This is a genomic window from Streptomyces sp. NBC_01622, assembly GCF_045209635.1.
Classification (GTDB): Bacteria; Actinomycetota; Actinomycetes; order Streptomycetales; family Streptomycetaceae; genus Streptomyces.
Genome location: NZ_CP109293.1, coordinates 9,324,647 through 9,339,789, shown reverse-complemented (window position 1 = coordinate 9,339,789; position 15,143 = coordinate 9,324,647). Strand labels below are relative to the sequence as shown.

At 70.7% G+C, this 15,143-nt stretch carries 14 protein-coding genes and 2 pseudogenes; 9 read left to right on the top strand and 7 right to left on the bottom strand.

Translation table 11 applies throughout. From position 1 onward, the window contains the following. Positions 1-5: 5 nt before the first annotated feature. Entirely contained in the window at positions 6-95 is a 90-nt protein-coding gene (gene kdpF, locus OH768_RS43320; protein WP_016434100.1) for a K(+)-transporting ATPase subunit F, read from the bottom strand. A 502-nt stretch (positions 96-597) separates the two neighbouring features. Next, positions 598-2,439, bottom strand: coding sequence for an APC family permease (locus OH768_RS43315; RefSeq protein WP_406462050.1), 1,842 nt, complete (start codon positions 2,437-2,439; stop codon positions 598-600). Between the two features lie 141 nt (positions 2,440-2,580). Between OH768_RS43315 and OH768_RS43310 the strand changes: the two genes are divergently transcribed. The 4 genes from OH768_RS43310 (at position 2,581) to OH768_RS43295 (ending at position 7,621) form a co-directional block, all read left to right on the top strand. Further along, a complete protein-coding gene (locus OH768_RS43310) occupies positions 2,581-3,063 on the top strand; it encodes a hypothetical protein (RefSeq protein ID WP_406462048.1) in 483 nt (160 codons plus the stop codon). Between the two features lie 104 nt (positions 3,064-3,167). Further along, positions 3,168-4,742: a Na+/H+ antiporter gene (locus OH768_RS43305; RefSeq protein ID WP_406465676.1), complete on the top strand. Its 1,575-nt coding sequence runs from the start codon at positions 3,168-3,170 to the stop codon at positions 4,740-4,742. A gap of 280 nt (positions 4,743-5,022) precedes the next feature. Continuing rightward, on the top strand, positions 5,023-6,981 hold the full coding sequence (locus OH768_RS43300) for an amino acid transporter (RefSeq protein WP_406462047.1): 1,959 nt from the start codon (positions 5,023-5,025) through the stop codon (positions 6,979-6,981). A 118-nt stretch (positions 6,982-7,099) separates the two neighbouring features. Continuing rightward, complete coding sequence (locus OH768_RS43295; protein ID WP_406462045.1) at positions 7,100-7,621, top strand: hypothetical protein; 522 nt, start codon at positions 7,100-7,102, stop codon at positions 7,619-7,621. Here OH768_RS43295 and OH768_RS43290 read toward each other — a convergent pair. Further along, a complete protein-coding gene (locus tag OH768_RS43290; RefSeq protein ID WP_406462044.1) occupies positions 7,599-8,189 on the bottom strand; it encodes a DUF1707 domain-containing protein in 591 nt (196 codons plus the stop codon). The two genes, OH768_RS43295 and OH768_RS43290, sit on opposite strands and share 23 nt — an antisense overlap. Before the next feature lie 98 nt (positions 8,190-8,287). Here OH768_RS43290 and OH768_RS43285 point away from each other — a divergent pair, with 98 nt between their 5' ends. Beyond that, a complete protein-coding gene (locus OH768_RS43285; protein WP_406462042.1) occupies positions 8,288-8,683 on the top strand; it encodes a molybdopterin-binding protein in 396 nt (131 codons plus the stop codon). A gap of 47 nt (positions 8,684-8,730) precedes the next feature. Here OH768_RS43285 and OH768_RS43280 read toward each other — a convergent pair whose 3' ends face one another. The 3 genes and pseudogenes from OH768_RS43280 to OH768_RS43270 all read right to left on the bottom strand — a co-directional run. After that, on the bottom strand, positions 8,731-9,891 hold the full coding sequence (locus tag OH768_RS43280; RefSeq protein ID WP_406462040.1) for an NAD-dependent formate dehydrogenase: 1,161 nt from the start codon (positions 9,889-9,891) through the stop codon (positions 8,731-8,733). A 104-nt stretch (positions 9,892-9,995) separates the two neighbouring features. Further along, positions 9,996-10,928: a LysR substrate-binding domain-containing protein gene (locus tag OH768_RS43275; protein ID WP_406462039.1), complete on the bottom strand. Its 933-nt coding sequence runs from the start codon at positions 10,926-10,928 to the stop codon at positions 9,996-9,998. Positions 10,929-10,954: 26 nt separating this feature from the next. Then, positions 10,955-11,125: pseudogene (locus OH768_RS43270) on the bottom strand (helix-turn-helix domain-containing protein); the annotation flags it as partial. Positions 11,126-11,277: 152 nt separating this feature from the next. Between OH768_RS43270 and OH768_RS43265 the strand changes: the two are divergent. Then, a pseudogene (locus OH768_RS43265) lies at positions 11,278-11,778 on the top strand (molybdopterin cofactor-binding domain-containing protein); the annotation flags it as partial. On the opposite strand, the gene OH768_RS43260 reads toward OH768_RS43265, so the two are convergent. Continuing rightward, positions 11,690-12,181 (bottom strand): molybdopterin-dependent oxidoreductase, encoded by a 492-nt coding sequence (locus OH768_RS43260; RefSeq protein ID WP_406462037.1) that lies wholly within the window; start codon positions 12,179-12,181, stop codon positions 11,690-11,692. The pseudogene OH768_RS43265 and the gene OH768_RS43260 overlap by 89 nt on opposite strands. Positions 12,182-12,386: 205 nt before the next feature. Here OH768_RS43260 and modA point away from each other — a divergent pair, with 205 nt between their 5' ends. From modA to OH768_RS43245, 3 genes are read left to right on the top strand one after another with little or no spacing between them, the layout of a single operon-like run. Continuing rightward, positions 12,387-13,208: a molybdate ABC transporter substrate-binding protein gene (gene modA / locus OH768_RS43255; protein ID WP_406462035.1), complete on the top strand. Its 822-nt coding sequence runs from the start codon at positions 12,387-12,389 to the stop codon at positions 13,206-13,208. Beyond that, positions 13,205-14,062, top strand: coding sequence for an ABC transporter permease (locus OH768_RS43250; RefSeq protein WP_406462034.1), 858 nt, complete (start codon positions 13,205-13,207; stop codon positions 14,060-14,062). The genes modA and OH768_RS43250 overlap by 4 nt, the downstream gene beginning before the upstream one ends. Next, positions 14,059-15,123: an ABC transporter ATP-binding protein gene (locus tag OH768_RS43245; protein WP_406462032.1), complete on the top strand. Its 1,065-nt coding sequence runs from the start codon at positions 14,059-14,061 to the stop codon at positions 15,121-15,123. The genes OH768_RS43250 and OH768_RS43245 overlap by 4 nt, the downstream gene beginning before the upstream one ends. Positions 15,124-15,143 lie beyond the last annotated feature (20 nt).

The following is a 15,143-nucleotide window of genomic DNA, read 5'->3' as shown; positions in this document are numbered from 1 at the left end:
GTTGCTCAGAACCTCTCCGGAAAGATCAGGGCGAGGACGAGATAGCCCAGCAGGGCGACGGCCACGACGAGGCCGACGATGTTCTCGGCGGTCACAGCTTCGTCACCCCCTTGGCGACGAGGGCCACCAGCGCGAAGACCGCGATCGTGGTGACGACGAAGGCCAGATCGGCCATCGTGAGCTCCTGGATTGAGGTTCGAATGGAACGGACGCCTAGAGGTAACCGCGCCCATGACCGGATTCGGCCGCCGTTGACGGGTCCCTTACGGCGGTGCGTACGCCTTTGACGGGACTCTTACGGCGGCGCCGGGCTGACGCCGGGCTTCGGCCCGCGAGCGAGGTTCTACGGCGGTGTCGGCAGCGGCCCGCGAGGGGTTTTCGCCGGCGCCGGCACCGTGCCGCGAGCGGTTCTACGACGGCACGGGCACCCGGCCGCAGCCTGCTCCAGCACCGACGCCGGAACCGTCCCTCAAGCGGTTTCCGGCGACACCGGCACCGGCCCGCGGGCGGTTGTTCCACGCCGACGCCGTGCGGCAGGCGCAGGTGCGAGCACCGCACCCCGGCGGCGAAGCAGGGCGCCCGCACCACACCCCGGCGTCAGAACAGCCGGAACCGCAGCCGGCAGATCACCGCGTCCGTGTCCCGCCGTACGGCATGGGCGACGACGGCCCCGCGCTGGTTCTGGAGCAGCCGCTGCCACAGCCGTACGGGCTCCACCTCGGCGATCAGGACGGTGACCCGGGTGTCCGGATCCGTCGCCGACACGTCCCGTACGTACGCGGCGATCGGGCGGCCCAGCGTGCGGCGTTCGCAGGCGAGCCGGACCAGGGGCACTCCGGGGTTCCACTCGGCCCAGGCGCGCTCCAGGGCGTGGAGGTGGGCGCGGTCCTCGGGGTCGGGGTAGCACACGGTGACCGCGCGGACCTCGTCGCCCAGGGAGGCGGCGGCCGTCAGGGCCTCGGAGGTGAGCCGGGTCAGCGAGGAGACGGGCACGATCACCACGGACCGGTCGCGGTGCGGCGGCTCCGGGATACGGCCGAGGCCGAGCCGCTCGCCGATGTGCGCGTAGGCGCGGTGCACGGTCTCGAAGGCGAGCACGAGCAGCGGCAGGGTGATCACGATCAGCCAGGCGCCCTCCTCGAACTTGCTCGCGGTGACGACGACCGCTGCCACGCCGGTGAGGACCGCGCCGAGGCCGTTCAGCAGGGCCTTGCCGCGCCAGCCGGTGCCGCGTTCGCCGCGCCAGTGCCGGACCATGCCCACCTGGGCGACGGTGAAGCCGACGAAGACGCCGATCGCGAAGAGCGGCACGAGGGTGTTGGTGTCACCGCCGGAGAACACCAGCAGCGCGGCCGAGACCGCGGCCAGCGCGAGCACGCCGTGCCGGTGGACCTGGCGGTCGGCCTTGAGGGCGAAGACGTGCGGGAGGTAGTTGTCGCGGGCCAGCAGGTTCAGCAGTACGGGCAGCCCGCCGAAGGAGGTGTTCGCGGACAGGGCGAGCAGGATCATCGTCGCGAACTGGATGACGTAGAAAGCCCAGTTGTGGCCGAGGGAGGCGTCCGCGAGCTGGGCGAGGACGGTGACGCCCTGGACGGGCCGGAGGTGGAAGCGGGAGATCAGGACCGACAGGCCGATCAGCATCACGCCGAGCACCGCGCCGAGGGCGACCTCCGCGCGCTGGGCCCGCTTGACCCGGGGCGCGCGGAAGGAGGGCACGGCGTTGGCGATGGCCTCGACGCCGGTGAGGGCGCTGCAGCCGGAGGCGAAGGCTTTCAGCAACAACAGGGTGCCGACGCCCGTCGCGTTGGCGGCGAGCGCGGAGGCGTGTCCGTCGGCGGTCGCGGTGCTGACCGGCGCGGACCGGAACAGGCCGACCGCGATGAGCACGAAGATGGAGCCGACGAACACGAGCGTCGGCACGATGAAGGCGCGCGCCGACTCGACGATCCCGCGCAGGTTCACCGCCGTGACGAGCACGAGCACCGCGAGACACAGCCACAGCCGGTCGTCATACAGCCTCGGGAAGGCCGAGGTCAGGGCGGCGACGCCGGCCGTGACGGCCACGGCGACGTTCAGGACGTAGTCCAGCACCAGCGAGGCGGCGGCCACCAGGCTCGTCCGCGCTCCCAGGTGGGTCTTCGCCACGGCGTAGGAGCCGCCGCCGTCCGGGAAGGCCGCGATGACCTGCCGGTACGACGCGACGAGGACCGCCAGCAGGGCGGCGATGGCGAGCGTCACCGGCAGGGTGAAGCCGAGTCCGTGCGCACCGGAGGCGGCCAGCACGAGGACGATCGCCTCGGGGCCGTAGGCCACCGACGCCATGGCGTCCAGGGAGAGGGCGGCGAACCCGGCGAGGGCGGTCAGCCGATGGCGCTCGCCGGTATCCGGGGGCTCCTCGTCGGCCGGCGTCTCACCCGGCTGGACAGTGAGAACGGTCATGCTGACGGCTCCTTCGCGTACGGACGCGCGGTGACGGGAACGCGCGCTCTCAAGGTTCTGTCCCGCCACCACTGGTTTCTCCTTCTCCTTGCGGCTTCTTCGCGCCGAACACGCGTTCTTTGACGCGAACTTGACGAGCGTGTGACCAGGGCAACTGCGCTCGGCCGCTGCGAGGGCGTCACCCCCATGGCACCGGTGGAGGACCGACGATGGGCGAAGGACCTGCGCGGCACGTTCCGCTGCGCGGGCGCGCTCCTCGGACTCCTGCTGGTCGTCGACCACTTCAGCGGTCGGCTCACGCTCTGGCGTGCCGCGCTCTGGTTCGCTGTGGCGCTGCTGCTCTTCGTGGTGCTGTATCCGGCCCGGGTCCGGGCGGGCGAGGGCTGGCTGTCCGCACGCGGGCTGCTGCGCGAGCGGCGCGTCCGCACGGACCGGCGCGTGTCCGTGCGCTGTCTGGACGGAGTCTCTCAACGGCTGTTGCTGCGGGACGAGTTCGGCGGCCGGGTCGAGATCGATCCCGATGTGCTGGTCAACAACCCTGATGTGTGGCACCGGTTGGCCGCCGTTCCAGGCCTCCGGGCAGGCTTCTTGATGCGTCCCTGGCGCTGTCCGCGAGGACGTTGACACTGTCTTGACGGCGTCCGGCCGGGTTAGGGTGTGCGCGGTGTGCCGGGAAGTCTGGTCGGCGGGGAGCCCGCATGGGCTCGTCCAAGACCCAGGGGGACGGCATGCGCGGCGTCGGTACGGTTCTCGCTCTCGTGGTGCTGGCGACGCTGGTCGCGACGTTCGCCCGCCGCTGGCGGATCCCCGCACCCTCTCTCCTCGTGGTCGCCGGTCTCGCCGTGGCGCTGCTGCCGGGCAGCCCCGCCATCGGGATCAGCCCGGACGTGATCGGCCTGGTGGTGCTGCCGCCGCTGCTCTACGCCAGTGCCGAGGACCTGTCGTGGCGCGAGCTGAAGGCCGTGTGGAAGCCGGTCGGGATCCTCGCGATCGGCCTGGTCGTCGCCTCCGCGGCGGCGGTGGGCTGGGTGGCGTCCACGGTGACCCCGCTGTCCTGGCAGATGGCGTTCGTGCTCGGCGCGGTGCTGGCCAGCACCGACCCGGTCGCCGTCACCGCGCTGGGCCGGCGGCTCGCGCTGCCGCCCCGGGTCCAGATGCTCGTCCAGGCGGAGTCCCTGTTCAACGACGCGACCTCGCTGGTCCTGTTCCGGGTCGCGGTGAGCGTCGCGGTGGCCTCGGCGGCGGCGAACTGGGGTGCCGCGGGCGGCGAGTTCATCGTCCTCGCGGGCGGCGGCACGGTCATCGGGGCGGCCGTCGCCCACGTCGTGACACTGATCCGGCGGCGCACCGAGGATCCGGTCCTGGAGACCGTGATCGCCCTGGTCACGCCCTACGCGGCCTACGTACTGGCGGAGGGCGCGAACACCTCCGGCGTGACCTCGGTGGTGGTGGCGGGCGTCGTCCTGGGCGGTCGCGGCGACCGGCTCACCAACGCCCGCATCCGGCTCCAACTGCACGCCGTCTACGGCACGTTGGTGTTCCTGCTGGAGAGCGTGGTGTTCTCGCTGATCGGACTGGCGCTGCCCACGCAGGTGCGGGCGCTGTCCGACGGCGACCGGGCCTGGCCGCTGTACGCGCTCGCGGTGGCGGGCACCCTGATCGCCGTACGACTGCTGTGGCTGGCGCCGTTGTCGGCGGTGGTGCAGCGCAAGGCCGGGACGCACCGGGTGAACTGGCGGGTGCCGATGGTGCTGACGTGGGCAGGCACCCGGGGTGTCCTCCCGCTGGCGGCGGCCCTGTCGATCCCGGAGGTCACCAGCAGCGGCGCCGCGCTGACCGACCGACCGCTGGTCCTCGTCCTCACCACCTCGGTCGTGGTCGTCACCCTCGTCGTGCAGGGCTTCACGCTCGCGCCCGTCGTCCGCCGCTCCGGCATCGCGCTGGAACCCGACCACACGGAACGCGAAGAGGCGTCCGCCCGCTGCAGGTTGGCCGACGCCGGCATCCGCCGCCTCGACGAACTCGCCGAGCTGGAAGCCGTACCGGAGGTCGTCCTCGACCGGCTCCGCCGCGGCCTCAACGCCCGGCTCGACGACGCCCGCGACCGCCTCGCCGAGCACAACGGCCACCCGTCCCCCACGGAATCCGCCGACCTGGTCTACCGCCAGCTCCGCCGCGACCTGATCGCCGTAGAGGCGGTGGAACTCCAGCGCCTCTACGACGACCACGCCATCAGCGACACGACCCGCAGGCGGTTGCAGCGGTCGCTGGACCTGGAGGAGGCGAGGCTGACGGATGTGTGAGACGGCGGAACTCCGCCCGTGGTGACGCTCGGTGTCCACCGCCTGTCGCCGCCCACTCATCGCCCGCCCAACACCCCCATACAGCCCAACGCGCCCCGAACCACCCCCGGCCACCCCTTCCTGATGCGCTCGTTCCGCCCACCCGGCCAGTCTTAACGGAAGATTGACGCCCACGGCCCCGACATCCGTGGGCCCACGCGTCACTCTCCGCTTACGCTGGTGCCGCCGTCCGCGTGATGGCCAGAAACCGCACGCTGACCCGCACCCCAGGAGCACGCCCATGGCCACGACCGAACACCCTCCCACTCGCCTGCGCGCCTGGATGCTGGAGGGCCTGGCCGACATGGGCAAGGGCGGCGGCCAGCAGGTGCCGCAGTCCGCGCAGGAACCCGAACAGCACGCCCACGAGGGCCAGCGCTGGTGGCGCGTGATGTGCCTGACCGGCGTCGACTACTTCTCCACCCTCGGCTACCAGCCCGGTATCGCCGCCCTGGCGGCCGGACTGCTGTCGCCGGTCGCGACCGTCGTGCTCGTGATCGTGACGCTCGCCGGCGCCCTGCCCGTGTACCGGCGGGTGGCGGAGGAGAGCCCGCACGGCGAGGGCTCCATCGCGATGCTGGAACGGCTGCTGTCGTTCTGGAAGGGCAAGCTGTTCGTCCTCACCCTGCTCGGCTTCGCCGCGACCGACTTCCTGATCACCATCACCCTGTCGGCGGCGGACGCCTCCACCCACCTCGTGGAGAACCCGCACCTGACCAGCACCCTGCACGACAAGCAGATGCTGATCACGCTCGTCCTGGTCGCCCTGCTCGGCGCGGTGTTCCTCAAGGGCTTCCTGGAGGCGATCGGTGTCGCCCTCTACCTGGTGGCGATCTACCTGAGTCTCAACGTGGTGGTCGTGGCCGTCGGCATGTGGCACGTGCTCACCGAGGCCCATGTGGTCACCGACTGGACCAGCGCCCTCACCACCGAGCACGGCAACGTCTTCGCCATGGTCGGCGTGTCCCTGCTGGTCTTCCCCAAGCTGGCGCTGGGCCTGTCCGGCTTCGAGACGGGCGTGGCCGTCATGCCGCACGTCGAGGGCGACCCGGACGACACCCACGACAACCCCAAGGGCCGTATCCGCGACACCAAGAAGCTACTGACGACCGCCGCGCTCATCATGAGCGTGTTCCTGATCGCCACCAGCTTCATCACCACCGTGCTCATCCCGGAGAAGGAGTTCAAGACGGGCGGCCAGGCCAACGGCCGCGCCCTCGCCTATCTCGCGCACGAGTATCTGGGCAACGCCTTCGGCACGGTCTACGACCTCTCCACCATCGCCATCCTGTGGTTCGCCGGCGCCTCCGCGATGGCCGGCCTGCTGAACCTGATGCCGCGCTACCTGCCCCGCTACGGCATGGCCCCGCACTGGGCGCGGGCCGTCCGCCCGATGGTGATCGTCTTCACGCTGATCGCGTTCCTGGTCACCTGGATCTTCGACGCCAGCGTCGACGCCCAGGGCGGTGCCTACGCCACCGGCGTCCTGGTCCTGATGTCCTCGGCCGCGATCGCGGTGACCATCTCCGCCCGCCGCGCCCGCCAGCGCAACTGGACCATCGCCTTCGGGATCGTCTCGGCGGTCCTCCTCTACGTCACCGTCGTGAACGTCATCGAGCGCCCCGACGGTGTGAAGATCGGCGCCTGCTTCATCGCCGGCATCATCCTGGTCTCCCTGCTGTCCCGGCTGGCCCGCGCCTTCGAACTCCGGGTGACGAGTGTGCAGTTGGATCCGATGGCGGAACGATTCATCCGGGACATGGCCAGCCGGAAGATCCGCTTCGTGGCCAACGAGCCCGACCGCCGGGACAAGGCCGAGTACCGGGAGAAGATCGAGCAGATCCGCGCCGACAACGACATCCCCGGCGAGGACTTCGTGTTCGTGGAGGTGACGGTCCTCGACGCCTCCGAGTTCGAGGCGGGCCTGACGGTGCGGGGCGAGGTGCTGCACGGCCGGTACCGGGTGCTGACCCTGGAGTCCTCGTCCGTCCCGAACGCACTGGCCGCGCTGATGCTCCACGCCCGCGACACGACGGGCCGCATCCCGCACATGTACTTCGAGTGGACCGAGGGCAATCCCTTCGCCAACTTCCTCCGCTTCTTCCTCTTCGGCCAGGGCGAGGTCGCCCCGGTCACCCGGGAGGTCCTCCGCGAGGCGGAACCGGACCGCGCCAGGCGCCCGCGCGTGCACACGGGCTGACCGTTCGAGCCCCCTTTGTCACCGTCACCGTAAGAGACACGACAAAATCCGGTCCCGCAGCGTAAGAGGCCCGTCAGGGGCCCGCGCGTCGGGCCCGGGGCGGCCTACGGTCGGCCTCATGCGGCACAGCACCCCACCACCGGACCCGACCGGCGACCGCCACTGGCGTGGCGACGCCCGGCTGGCGGCGGGTTGCGCGCTCGGCTTCCTCGGAATGACCCTGCTGGTCGACTGGAACGCCGGAACCCTGACCCTGACCCGCGCGCTGCTGTGGTTCGCCATGTCGGCGGCGCTCTGCGCCGTGCTGCTCCCGCATCGCGTCACCGCCGGCCCCGGCTGGCTCACCGTGGACGGCCCGCTACTGCGCCGCACGGTGCACACGGACGCGCTGACGGTCGTACGGCAGTACGGCGATGTCTCCGCGCGCCTGGTCCTGCGGGACACACACGGACAGTGGCTCGAACTGGACCCCCGCGTGCTGGTCGCCAACCCCCTCCTCTGGCACGAACTCGACACGGGCATACGGCACTCGATGGAGCGCGGCACGCTGCGCCAGGGCACCGATGTCCGACGTCACCTGGGCCATCTGATCGACGACGAGACGGCCCGGTCGGTGCTCAGGGCGTCGGGGATTTCCTGACCTTGCGCCGGGTCCGGCGTACCAGGACCTTCCCGAACCCCAGTTGCCCGACGATCTCTATCCGCAGGTCGACCGGAGTGTCCAGGTCACCGGGCCCGCGCGTCTTGACCTTGCCGTAGTTGAGCACCAGGTCGTCGGTGTTCGCTACGACACCCGGCGGAAGCAGCAGCCGTAGCGCGCCCAGGTGCATGTCCAGGTCGATACGCAGCGTGGCCTGGGTGATCACCGCCTGTGTGAAGTCGAGCGTCACATCGCCCAGGCGGGACTGGATCTCCAGCCGGCGCGGCACCACCCAGCCGTCACCGCGCCGCGTCGAGCCGCCGTTCTGCTCGATGCGGGCGACGTCCTTCACCTCGACCGGAGTCGCGCCCGCCACCACCGGAAGGTCGGCCGTCAGGGCCGCCAGCTCCCCCAGCGTGCGGGCGGACAATGCGGCCTCGACGCGCTCGTCCAGTTCCTCGGCGGTCAGCCGTCCGTCGCCGGCCGCGCCGGTCAGCACGTCCACGACGCGGTCCCGGTCCGCATGCGAGGCCCGCAACCCGGTCGTGCTCATCAGCTCACCCGACATACCCTCACCCCGATCGACAGACTGACGCTATATCGCGTTATACCCCAGAGCCAACCTCTCGTCCACCGACTTCCGTTTCTGCCCCTAGGGTGGCGCGTATGCAGTCCTACACAATCGGCCAGGCGGCGCGGCTGCTCGGCGTGAGTCCGGACACCGCGCGCCGGTGGGCCGACGCGGGCCGGGTGACGACCCACCGCGACGAGGGCGGTCGGCGGCTCATCGACGGCGTCGATCTAGCCGCGTTCTCGGTCAAGTTGGCGAAGTCGGGCGCCGTCGAGGAGGACACCTCCTACACCTCGGTGCGCAACGCGTTCCCCGGCATCGTCACCGCGATCAAGCTCGGCGATGTCGCCGCCCAGGTCGACATCCAGGCGGGCCCGCACCGCCTGGTCTCGCTGCTGACCCGGGAGGCGGTCGAGGAACTCGGCCTGGAGGTCGGCATGGAGGCCACCGCCCGCGTGAAGTCGACGAACGTACATATCGACCGCGTGTGAGGCGGGCGGCGGCCCCGGCCGTCACCCGAAGGCGACGATCCCGTCCGTCACTTGTTGACGGAGTAGGAGTGCGCGCCGGTCCCCGCCAGCGCGCCCCCGTCCACGATCAGGTACTCGTCGCGGATCGGCCGCCCGGCGAAGAACGCCTCCAGGATCTCCCGGGTGCCCGCCGCGTACCGGGCCTGCGCCGACAGCGAGGAACCGGAGATGTGCGGGGTCATCCCGTGGTGCGGCATGGTGCGCCAGGGGTGGTCCGCCGGGGCGGGCTGCGGGAACCACACGTCACCGGCGTAACCCGCCAACTGCCCGCTGCGCAGCGCCCGGTCGACGGCGTCCCGGTCGACGATCTTCGCCCGCGCGGTGTTGACGAGATACGCGCCGCGCTTCATCTGCGCGAGCAGTTTGTCGCCGAACAGCCCCTCCGTCTCCGGGTGCAGCGGCGCGTTGATGGTGACGACATCGCAGTGCGGCACCATGTCCTCGGCGCTCTCGTGCCAGGTCAGCCCCAACTCCCGCTCCACATCCTCGGGCAGCCGGTACCGGTCGGTGTAGTGCAGTTTCACCTCGAAGGGCGCGAGCCGCCGCAGCACCGCGAGCCCGATCCGCCCGGCGGCGACCGTGCCGACATGCATGCCTTCGAGGTCGTACGAACGGGCCACGCAGTCCGCGATGTTCCAGCCGCCGTCGAGCACGACCTGGTGGGACGGCAGGTAGTTGCGCACGAGGGACAGTGTCATCATCACGACGTGTTCGGCGACGCTGATGCTGTTGCAGTACGTCACCTCGGCGACCGTCACGCCGTGGGAGATCGCCGCGTCGAGGTCGACGTGGTCGGAGCCGATGCCGGCGGTGACCGCGAGTCTGAGGTTCTTCGCGGCGGCGATCCGCTCGGGGGTGAGGTACGCGGGCCAGAACGGCTGCGAGATCACGATGTCGGCGTCGACCAGTTCCCGGTCGAAGACCGAGCCCTCGGCGTCCTTGTCGGAGGTGACGACCAGGGTGTGCCCGGCACCCTCCAGGTAGGCGCGCAGGCCGAGTTCACCGGAGACACTGCCGAGGAGGTGACCCGGGGTGAAGTCGACCGCCTCGGGGGTGGGGGTGGTCTGGCCGCCGGGGTAGTGGTCGATCACGGGCAGGTCGTCGCGGGCGTACGAGGTCGGGTATCCGTCGGTCGGGTCGTCGTAGAGGACACAGAGAACCTTGGCCATGTCGCGGCTCCTCAACTCCGTTGTCTGAAGGTGAACTTCACGATCCTCGGAGTGAATCGCCCTGGTCAAAGCGAACGTTGCTATGCCCGGATAGCCCGCGGCTATCAGCGTCCGTCGCCCAGGTAGGTGTGCAGCAGCTCGTCGAGCGCGTCCCGTACGCCCGCCTCCCGGGCCACCTTCAACAGGGCTTCCGCCAGCACGGATTGGGGTTCGGTGCGGGCGACCACCAGTCCGACCCGGGGCCCGTGCGCGGGCCCGTTCAGCGGCACCACCCGCATCCCCTCCGGTACGTCGAACATGTGCAGCCACGCGTGCGAGATCACGCTCGACCAACGACCGCCGGGCAGCAGCGTGTAGAGCCCGGCGACACTGTCCGACTCGATCGCCGGGCAGGCCGTCGCACCCTCGGCCGCGAAACACTCGTCGATGATGCGGCGGTTGCGCATCCGCGAGTTGAGCAGGCAGAGCGGAAGTGTGGCCGCCTGCGCCCAACTGGCCTTACTGACACCGGCGAGTGGGCCACCGACCGGCGTCAGCAGGACGTACCGCTCCTCGTAGAGCGGGAAGCGGCGGACGTTGCGCAGGCTGTCGTCGTCCAGGTACGTCATCGCCGCGTCCAGCTCGAACTCGGCGAGCCCGTGCCTGATGTCGACGGACGACAGCGACTCCAGGGCGACCCGGGCCCGGGGATGCCGTTCGCAGAACGGGGTGGTGAGGAGGGAGGCTGCCGGCAGCGCGGTCGGCACCACGCCCAGCCGCAGCGTGCCGGTCAGGCCGCCGCGCAGGACGGACAACTCCTGGTGCAGAGCGTCCCGTTCGGCCAGGATACGGTGCGCCCAGGCGAGCACCACCTCGCCCTCCGGGGTCAGCCCCTCGTACTTTCTGCCGCGGCGCACGATCGGCACGTCCAACTCGTGCTCCAGCCGTCGGATCGCGGCCGACAGCGAGGGCTGCGAGACATAGCAGGCCGCCGCGGCGCGCGCGAAGTGCCGCTCACGGGCGAGCGCGACGAGGTACTCCAGCTGACGCAACAGCATCCCTGACCTCCCCTGTGACGTGCAGGCTAGGCGCTGTCCGTCCGGCACAACAGGGCCGCCCACAGGTCGAGTCGGTCGTAGAGCCGGGAGAGGTCGCGGCCGGTGGAGTTGACGTGCAGATGCAACGCCTCCGCGGTCCGCGCCCAGGAACCGTCACAGGCGAGGAAGGTCTCCAGGGTCTCCAACAGGACGGCGTGACGGCCGTACCGTCACCACGGTCGAGGGCCTGGCCGCCGAGGACGGCGAACTCCACCCGGTCCAGCGGAAGTTCCTCGACGCGGTACACGGGGTGTGCCACGCCGAAGCACCCGACGCGGGCGAGGCGGTCGGCCGCAATCTCCCCGCCCCCACAGGCACCCCGCGTTCCGTGGCCTTCAACGCACATTGGTTCAGGGTCGCCGTGGACCCGGACACGGGTGAGATCCGCATCCTGCGCAGTGTGCACGCGGCGGACGCGGCGGACGTGGGCAAGGTGACGAACCCGATGCAGTGCCGGGGCCCGGTGGAGGGCGGGGTCGCCCAGGCGCTCGGCGCGACCCTCTTCGAGAACGTCCGTATCGACGAGCACGGGGTGGTGGAGACGGCCGCCTTCCGCCGCTACCGGCTCCCGCAGTACGCGGACGTGCCGCGCACCGAGGTGCACTTCATGGAAACGGCGGACGCCATCGGGCCGTTGGGCGCCAAGTCGATGAGCGAGAATCCCTTCGACCCGGTCGCGCCCGCCTTCGCCAACGCGCTGCGGGACTCGACGGGCGTCCGCTTCACCGAACTTCCGCTGACCCGCGACCGGGTGTGGCTGGCACTGGCCAACTCGCCGCGCCGTACCCCCCGTCCACCCGTATCGCACTGATCCCACTGATGTGCCGGGCCCCGCAACGGTCCTGTGGAAGCACCAGTTGCGGCCCGGCACGGTCGAGCGGGGTGTCGTCGATGCTCACGGCGAGCAGAACAGGGGCATGAGCGAAGTCGGGATCGATCTCGGCCCAGGACAGCAGCGTGTGGTGCCCGTCCGTACCGCTGACCGCGATGAGGAAGCGCAGTCGGTCCTTGCGGCGGACGGGGTCGAAGCCGGGACCGGCCGCGGACAGGACGTCGTAGAGCCGTGGTCCCGCGAAGCGGTGGACCTGGGTGCCGCTGGTGGCGCACTCGAAGCTGACCCGGACCCGGTACAGCGGCCAGTTCAGCAGGTCCGGCACGGTCAGCCGGGCGGGTCGGGCGAGGTCCCCCGTCAGGTCGAGCTGCGCGAGCGTCACGAGCCATCACCTCCCGCAATGTGGTACCCGGACGGCACTCCCGTACAAACGCACATGCGCACCCCGCATGCGAATAGTGCAGCTCATGCGATGCGACAGGAGACCTACACCTTGCATATGCGGCAGTATCATCGCGGCACGGCCGTTGCGGCCGGGCAAGGGCGCGACAACCCCTTATCGGCAGAATCAGAGGAGTAGAACCGTGATGACCCGTTCCGCGCGTCGGACCCGCCGGACCCTGCAGGTTGCGGGGGCCGGAGCCGCCGCGCTGCTGGCCCTGAGCGCCTGCTCCTCCAGCGACGACTCGTCCTCCTCGAAGTCCGGCTCCTCGGCATCCGCGTCCCCGAAGATGTCCGGCACCGTCACCGTCTTCGCCGCCGCCTCCCTCAAGGAGTCCTTCACGACCCTGGGCAAGGAGTTCGAGACTGCCCACCCGGGCACCAAGGTCACCTTCAACTTCGCGGGCAGCGACACCCTCGCCGCGAGCATCACCAGCGGTGCCCCGGCCGACGTGTTCGCCGCCGCCAGCCCCAAGACCATGGCGATCGTCACGGACAAGAGCGACGGCGTCGGCACTCCGGCCACCTTCGTCCGCAACCAGCTGGAGATCGCCACGCTGCCGGGCAACCCAGACAAGGTGACCTCCCTGAAGGACCTCACCAAGTCCTCGCTCAAGGTCGTGCTGTGCGACAAGACGGTTCCGTGCGGCGCCGCGGCCCAAAAGGCGCTCACCGCAAGCAAGTTGAAGCTCACCCCGGTGTCCTACGAAGAGGACGTCAAGTCGGCCCTCAACAAGGTGGTGCTGAAGGAGGCCGACGCGGCGGTCGTCTACAAGACCGATGTGCACGCCGCCGGCAGCAAGGTGGAGGGCGTTGAGTTCCCCGAGTCCGCCGACGCCATCAACGACTACCCGATCGTCCTCCTGAAGAACGCGCCCAACGCCGTCGCCGCCAAGGCGTTCATCGCGCTCGTGCAGTCAGCCGAGGGCCAGAAGGTGCTGTCCGCGGCGGGCTTCCTCAAGCCGTGACCAAGCTCGACACCTCCGACGCCACGGCCGAGACCCTGAAGGGCGGGCCGCGGCGTCGCCGCGTCCGGATGTCCGGACACGGGGTGCCGTTGCCCCTGCTGGTGCCCGCACTCGTAGGGCTGGCATTCCTGCTCCTCCCGCTGCTCGCCCTGCTGGTACGGGCTCCCTGGCGGTCGCTGCCGTCACAACTCACCAGCACGGAGGTCTGGCAGGCCCTCCGACTCTCCCTGCTGAGCGCGACCTTGGCGACTGCGGTATGCCTGGTCCTGGGCGTGCCGCTGGCCTGGCTGCTGGCCCGCACGGAGTTCCCCGGCCGCCGCGTCGTCCGGGCCCTGGTGACACTCCCGCTGGTCCTGCCCCCGGTGGTGGGCGGCGTGGCGCTGCTCCTGGCGCTCGGCCGCAACGGTGTCGTAGGCCAGTGGCTCGACTCCTGGTTCGGCATCACCCTGCCCTTCACCACGACCGGTGTCGTGGTCGCGGAGGCGTTCGTGGCGATGCCGTTCCTGGTCATCAGCGTCGAGGGCACCCTGCGCGCCGCCGACCCCCGCTACGAGGAGGCCGCCCAGACCCTCGGCGCCTCCCGCTTCACGGCGTTCCGCCGGGTCACACTCCCCCTGATCGCCCCGGGCATCGCGGCGGGCTCGGTACTCGCCTGGGCCCGCGCACTGGGCGAGTTCGGCGCGACGATCACCTTCGCCGGCAACTTCCCCGGCCGCACCCAGACCATGCCTCTCGCGGTCTACCTCGCCCTCCAGAACGACCCGGAAGCGGCCATCGCCCTCAGCCTGGTCCTCCTGGCCGTGTCGATCGCGGTCCTGGCGGGGCTCCGGGACCGCTGGATGACCACATCATGAGCAACCTCATCACCACAGCCGGCGAGGGCCTCGACGCCCATCTCGTCGTGGACCGCAGCACCTTCCGCCTCGACGTCGAACTGACCGCCGCACCCGGCGACGTAGTCGCCCTGCTCGGCCCCAATGGCGCGGGCAAGACGACCGCGCTACGCGCGCTGGCCGGCCTGGTCCACCTGACGGACGGTCATCTACGGCTGGACAGCGCGGAGTTGGACCGTACGCCCCCGGAGTCTCGTCCGGTAGGCGTCGTCTTCCAGGACTATCTCCTCTTCCCGCACCTGACCGCGCTCGACAACGTCGGGTTCGGCCCGCGCTGCCAGGGCGCGACCAAGGCGGAGTCCCGCGCCATCGCGGCCGAGTGGCTGGAGAGGATGGGCCTCGCCGAGCACGCGGGCGCCAAGCCCCGCAGACTCTCCGGCGGCCAGGCCCAACGCGTCGCCGTGGCAAGGGCGTTGGCGACCCGCCCACGCCTCCTGCTCCTGGACGAACCTCTTGCCGCCCTGGACGCCCGCACCCGCCTGGACGTGCGGGCGCAACTCCGCCGCCACCTCGCAGAGTTCGAGGCGGTCGCGGTACTGGTCACCCACGACCCCCTGGACGCAATGGTGTTGGCCGACCGGCTGGTCGTGATCGAGCAAGGAAAGATCGTCCAGGAGGGCACCCCCGCCGACATCGCCCGCCACCCGCGCACGGACTACATCGCCCAACTGGTCGGCCTCAACCTCTACAAGGGCAGCGCCGACGGCCACACGGTCACGCTCGACACGGGCCCCGTGATCACCACCACGGAGGATCTCCAGGGCGAGGTGTTCGTAGCGTTCCCACCAAGCGCGGTGACCCTCTTCCGCGACCGCCCCACCGGCGCCAGCGCCCGCAACCTCTGGCACTGCGAGGTAGCGGGCCTGGAAACCCACGGCGACCAGATCCGCGCGGACCTCACCGGCGAGCTCCCCCTGGCCGCAGACCTCACGACGGTCGCAGCAGCCGAACTGGACCTGTACCAGGGGGCTTTGGTCTGGGCGACGGTAAAGGCAACCCAGACACACTCATATCCCGCCTGAGCACCCGCGCCCCATAGGGG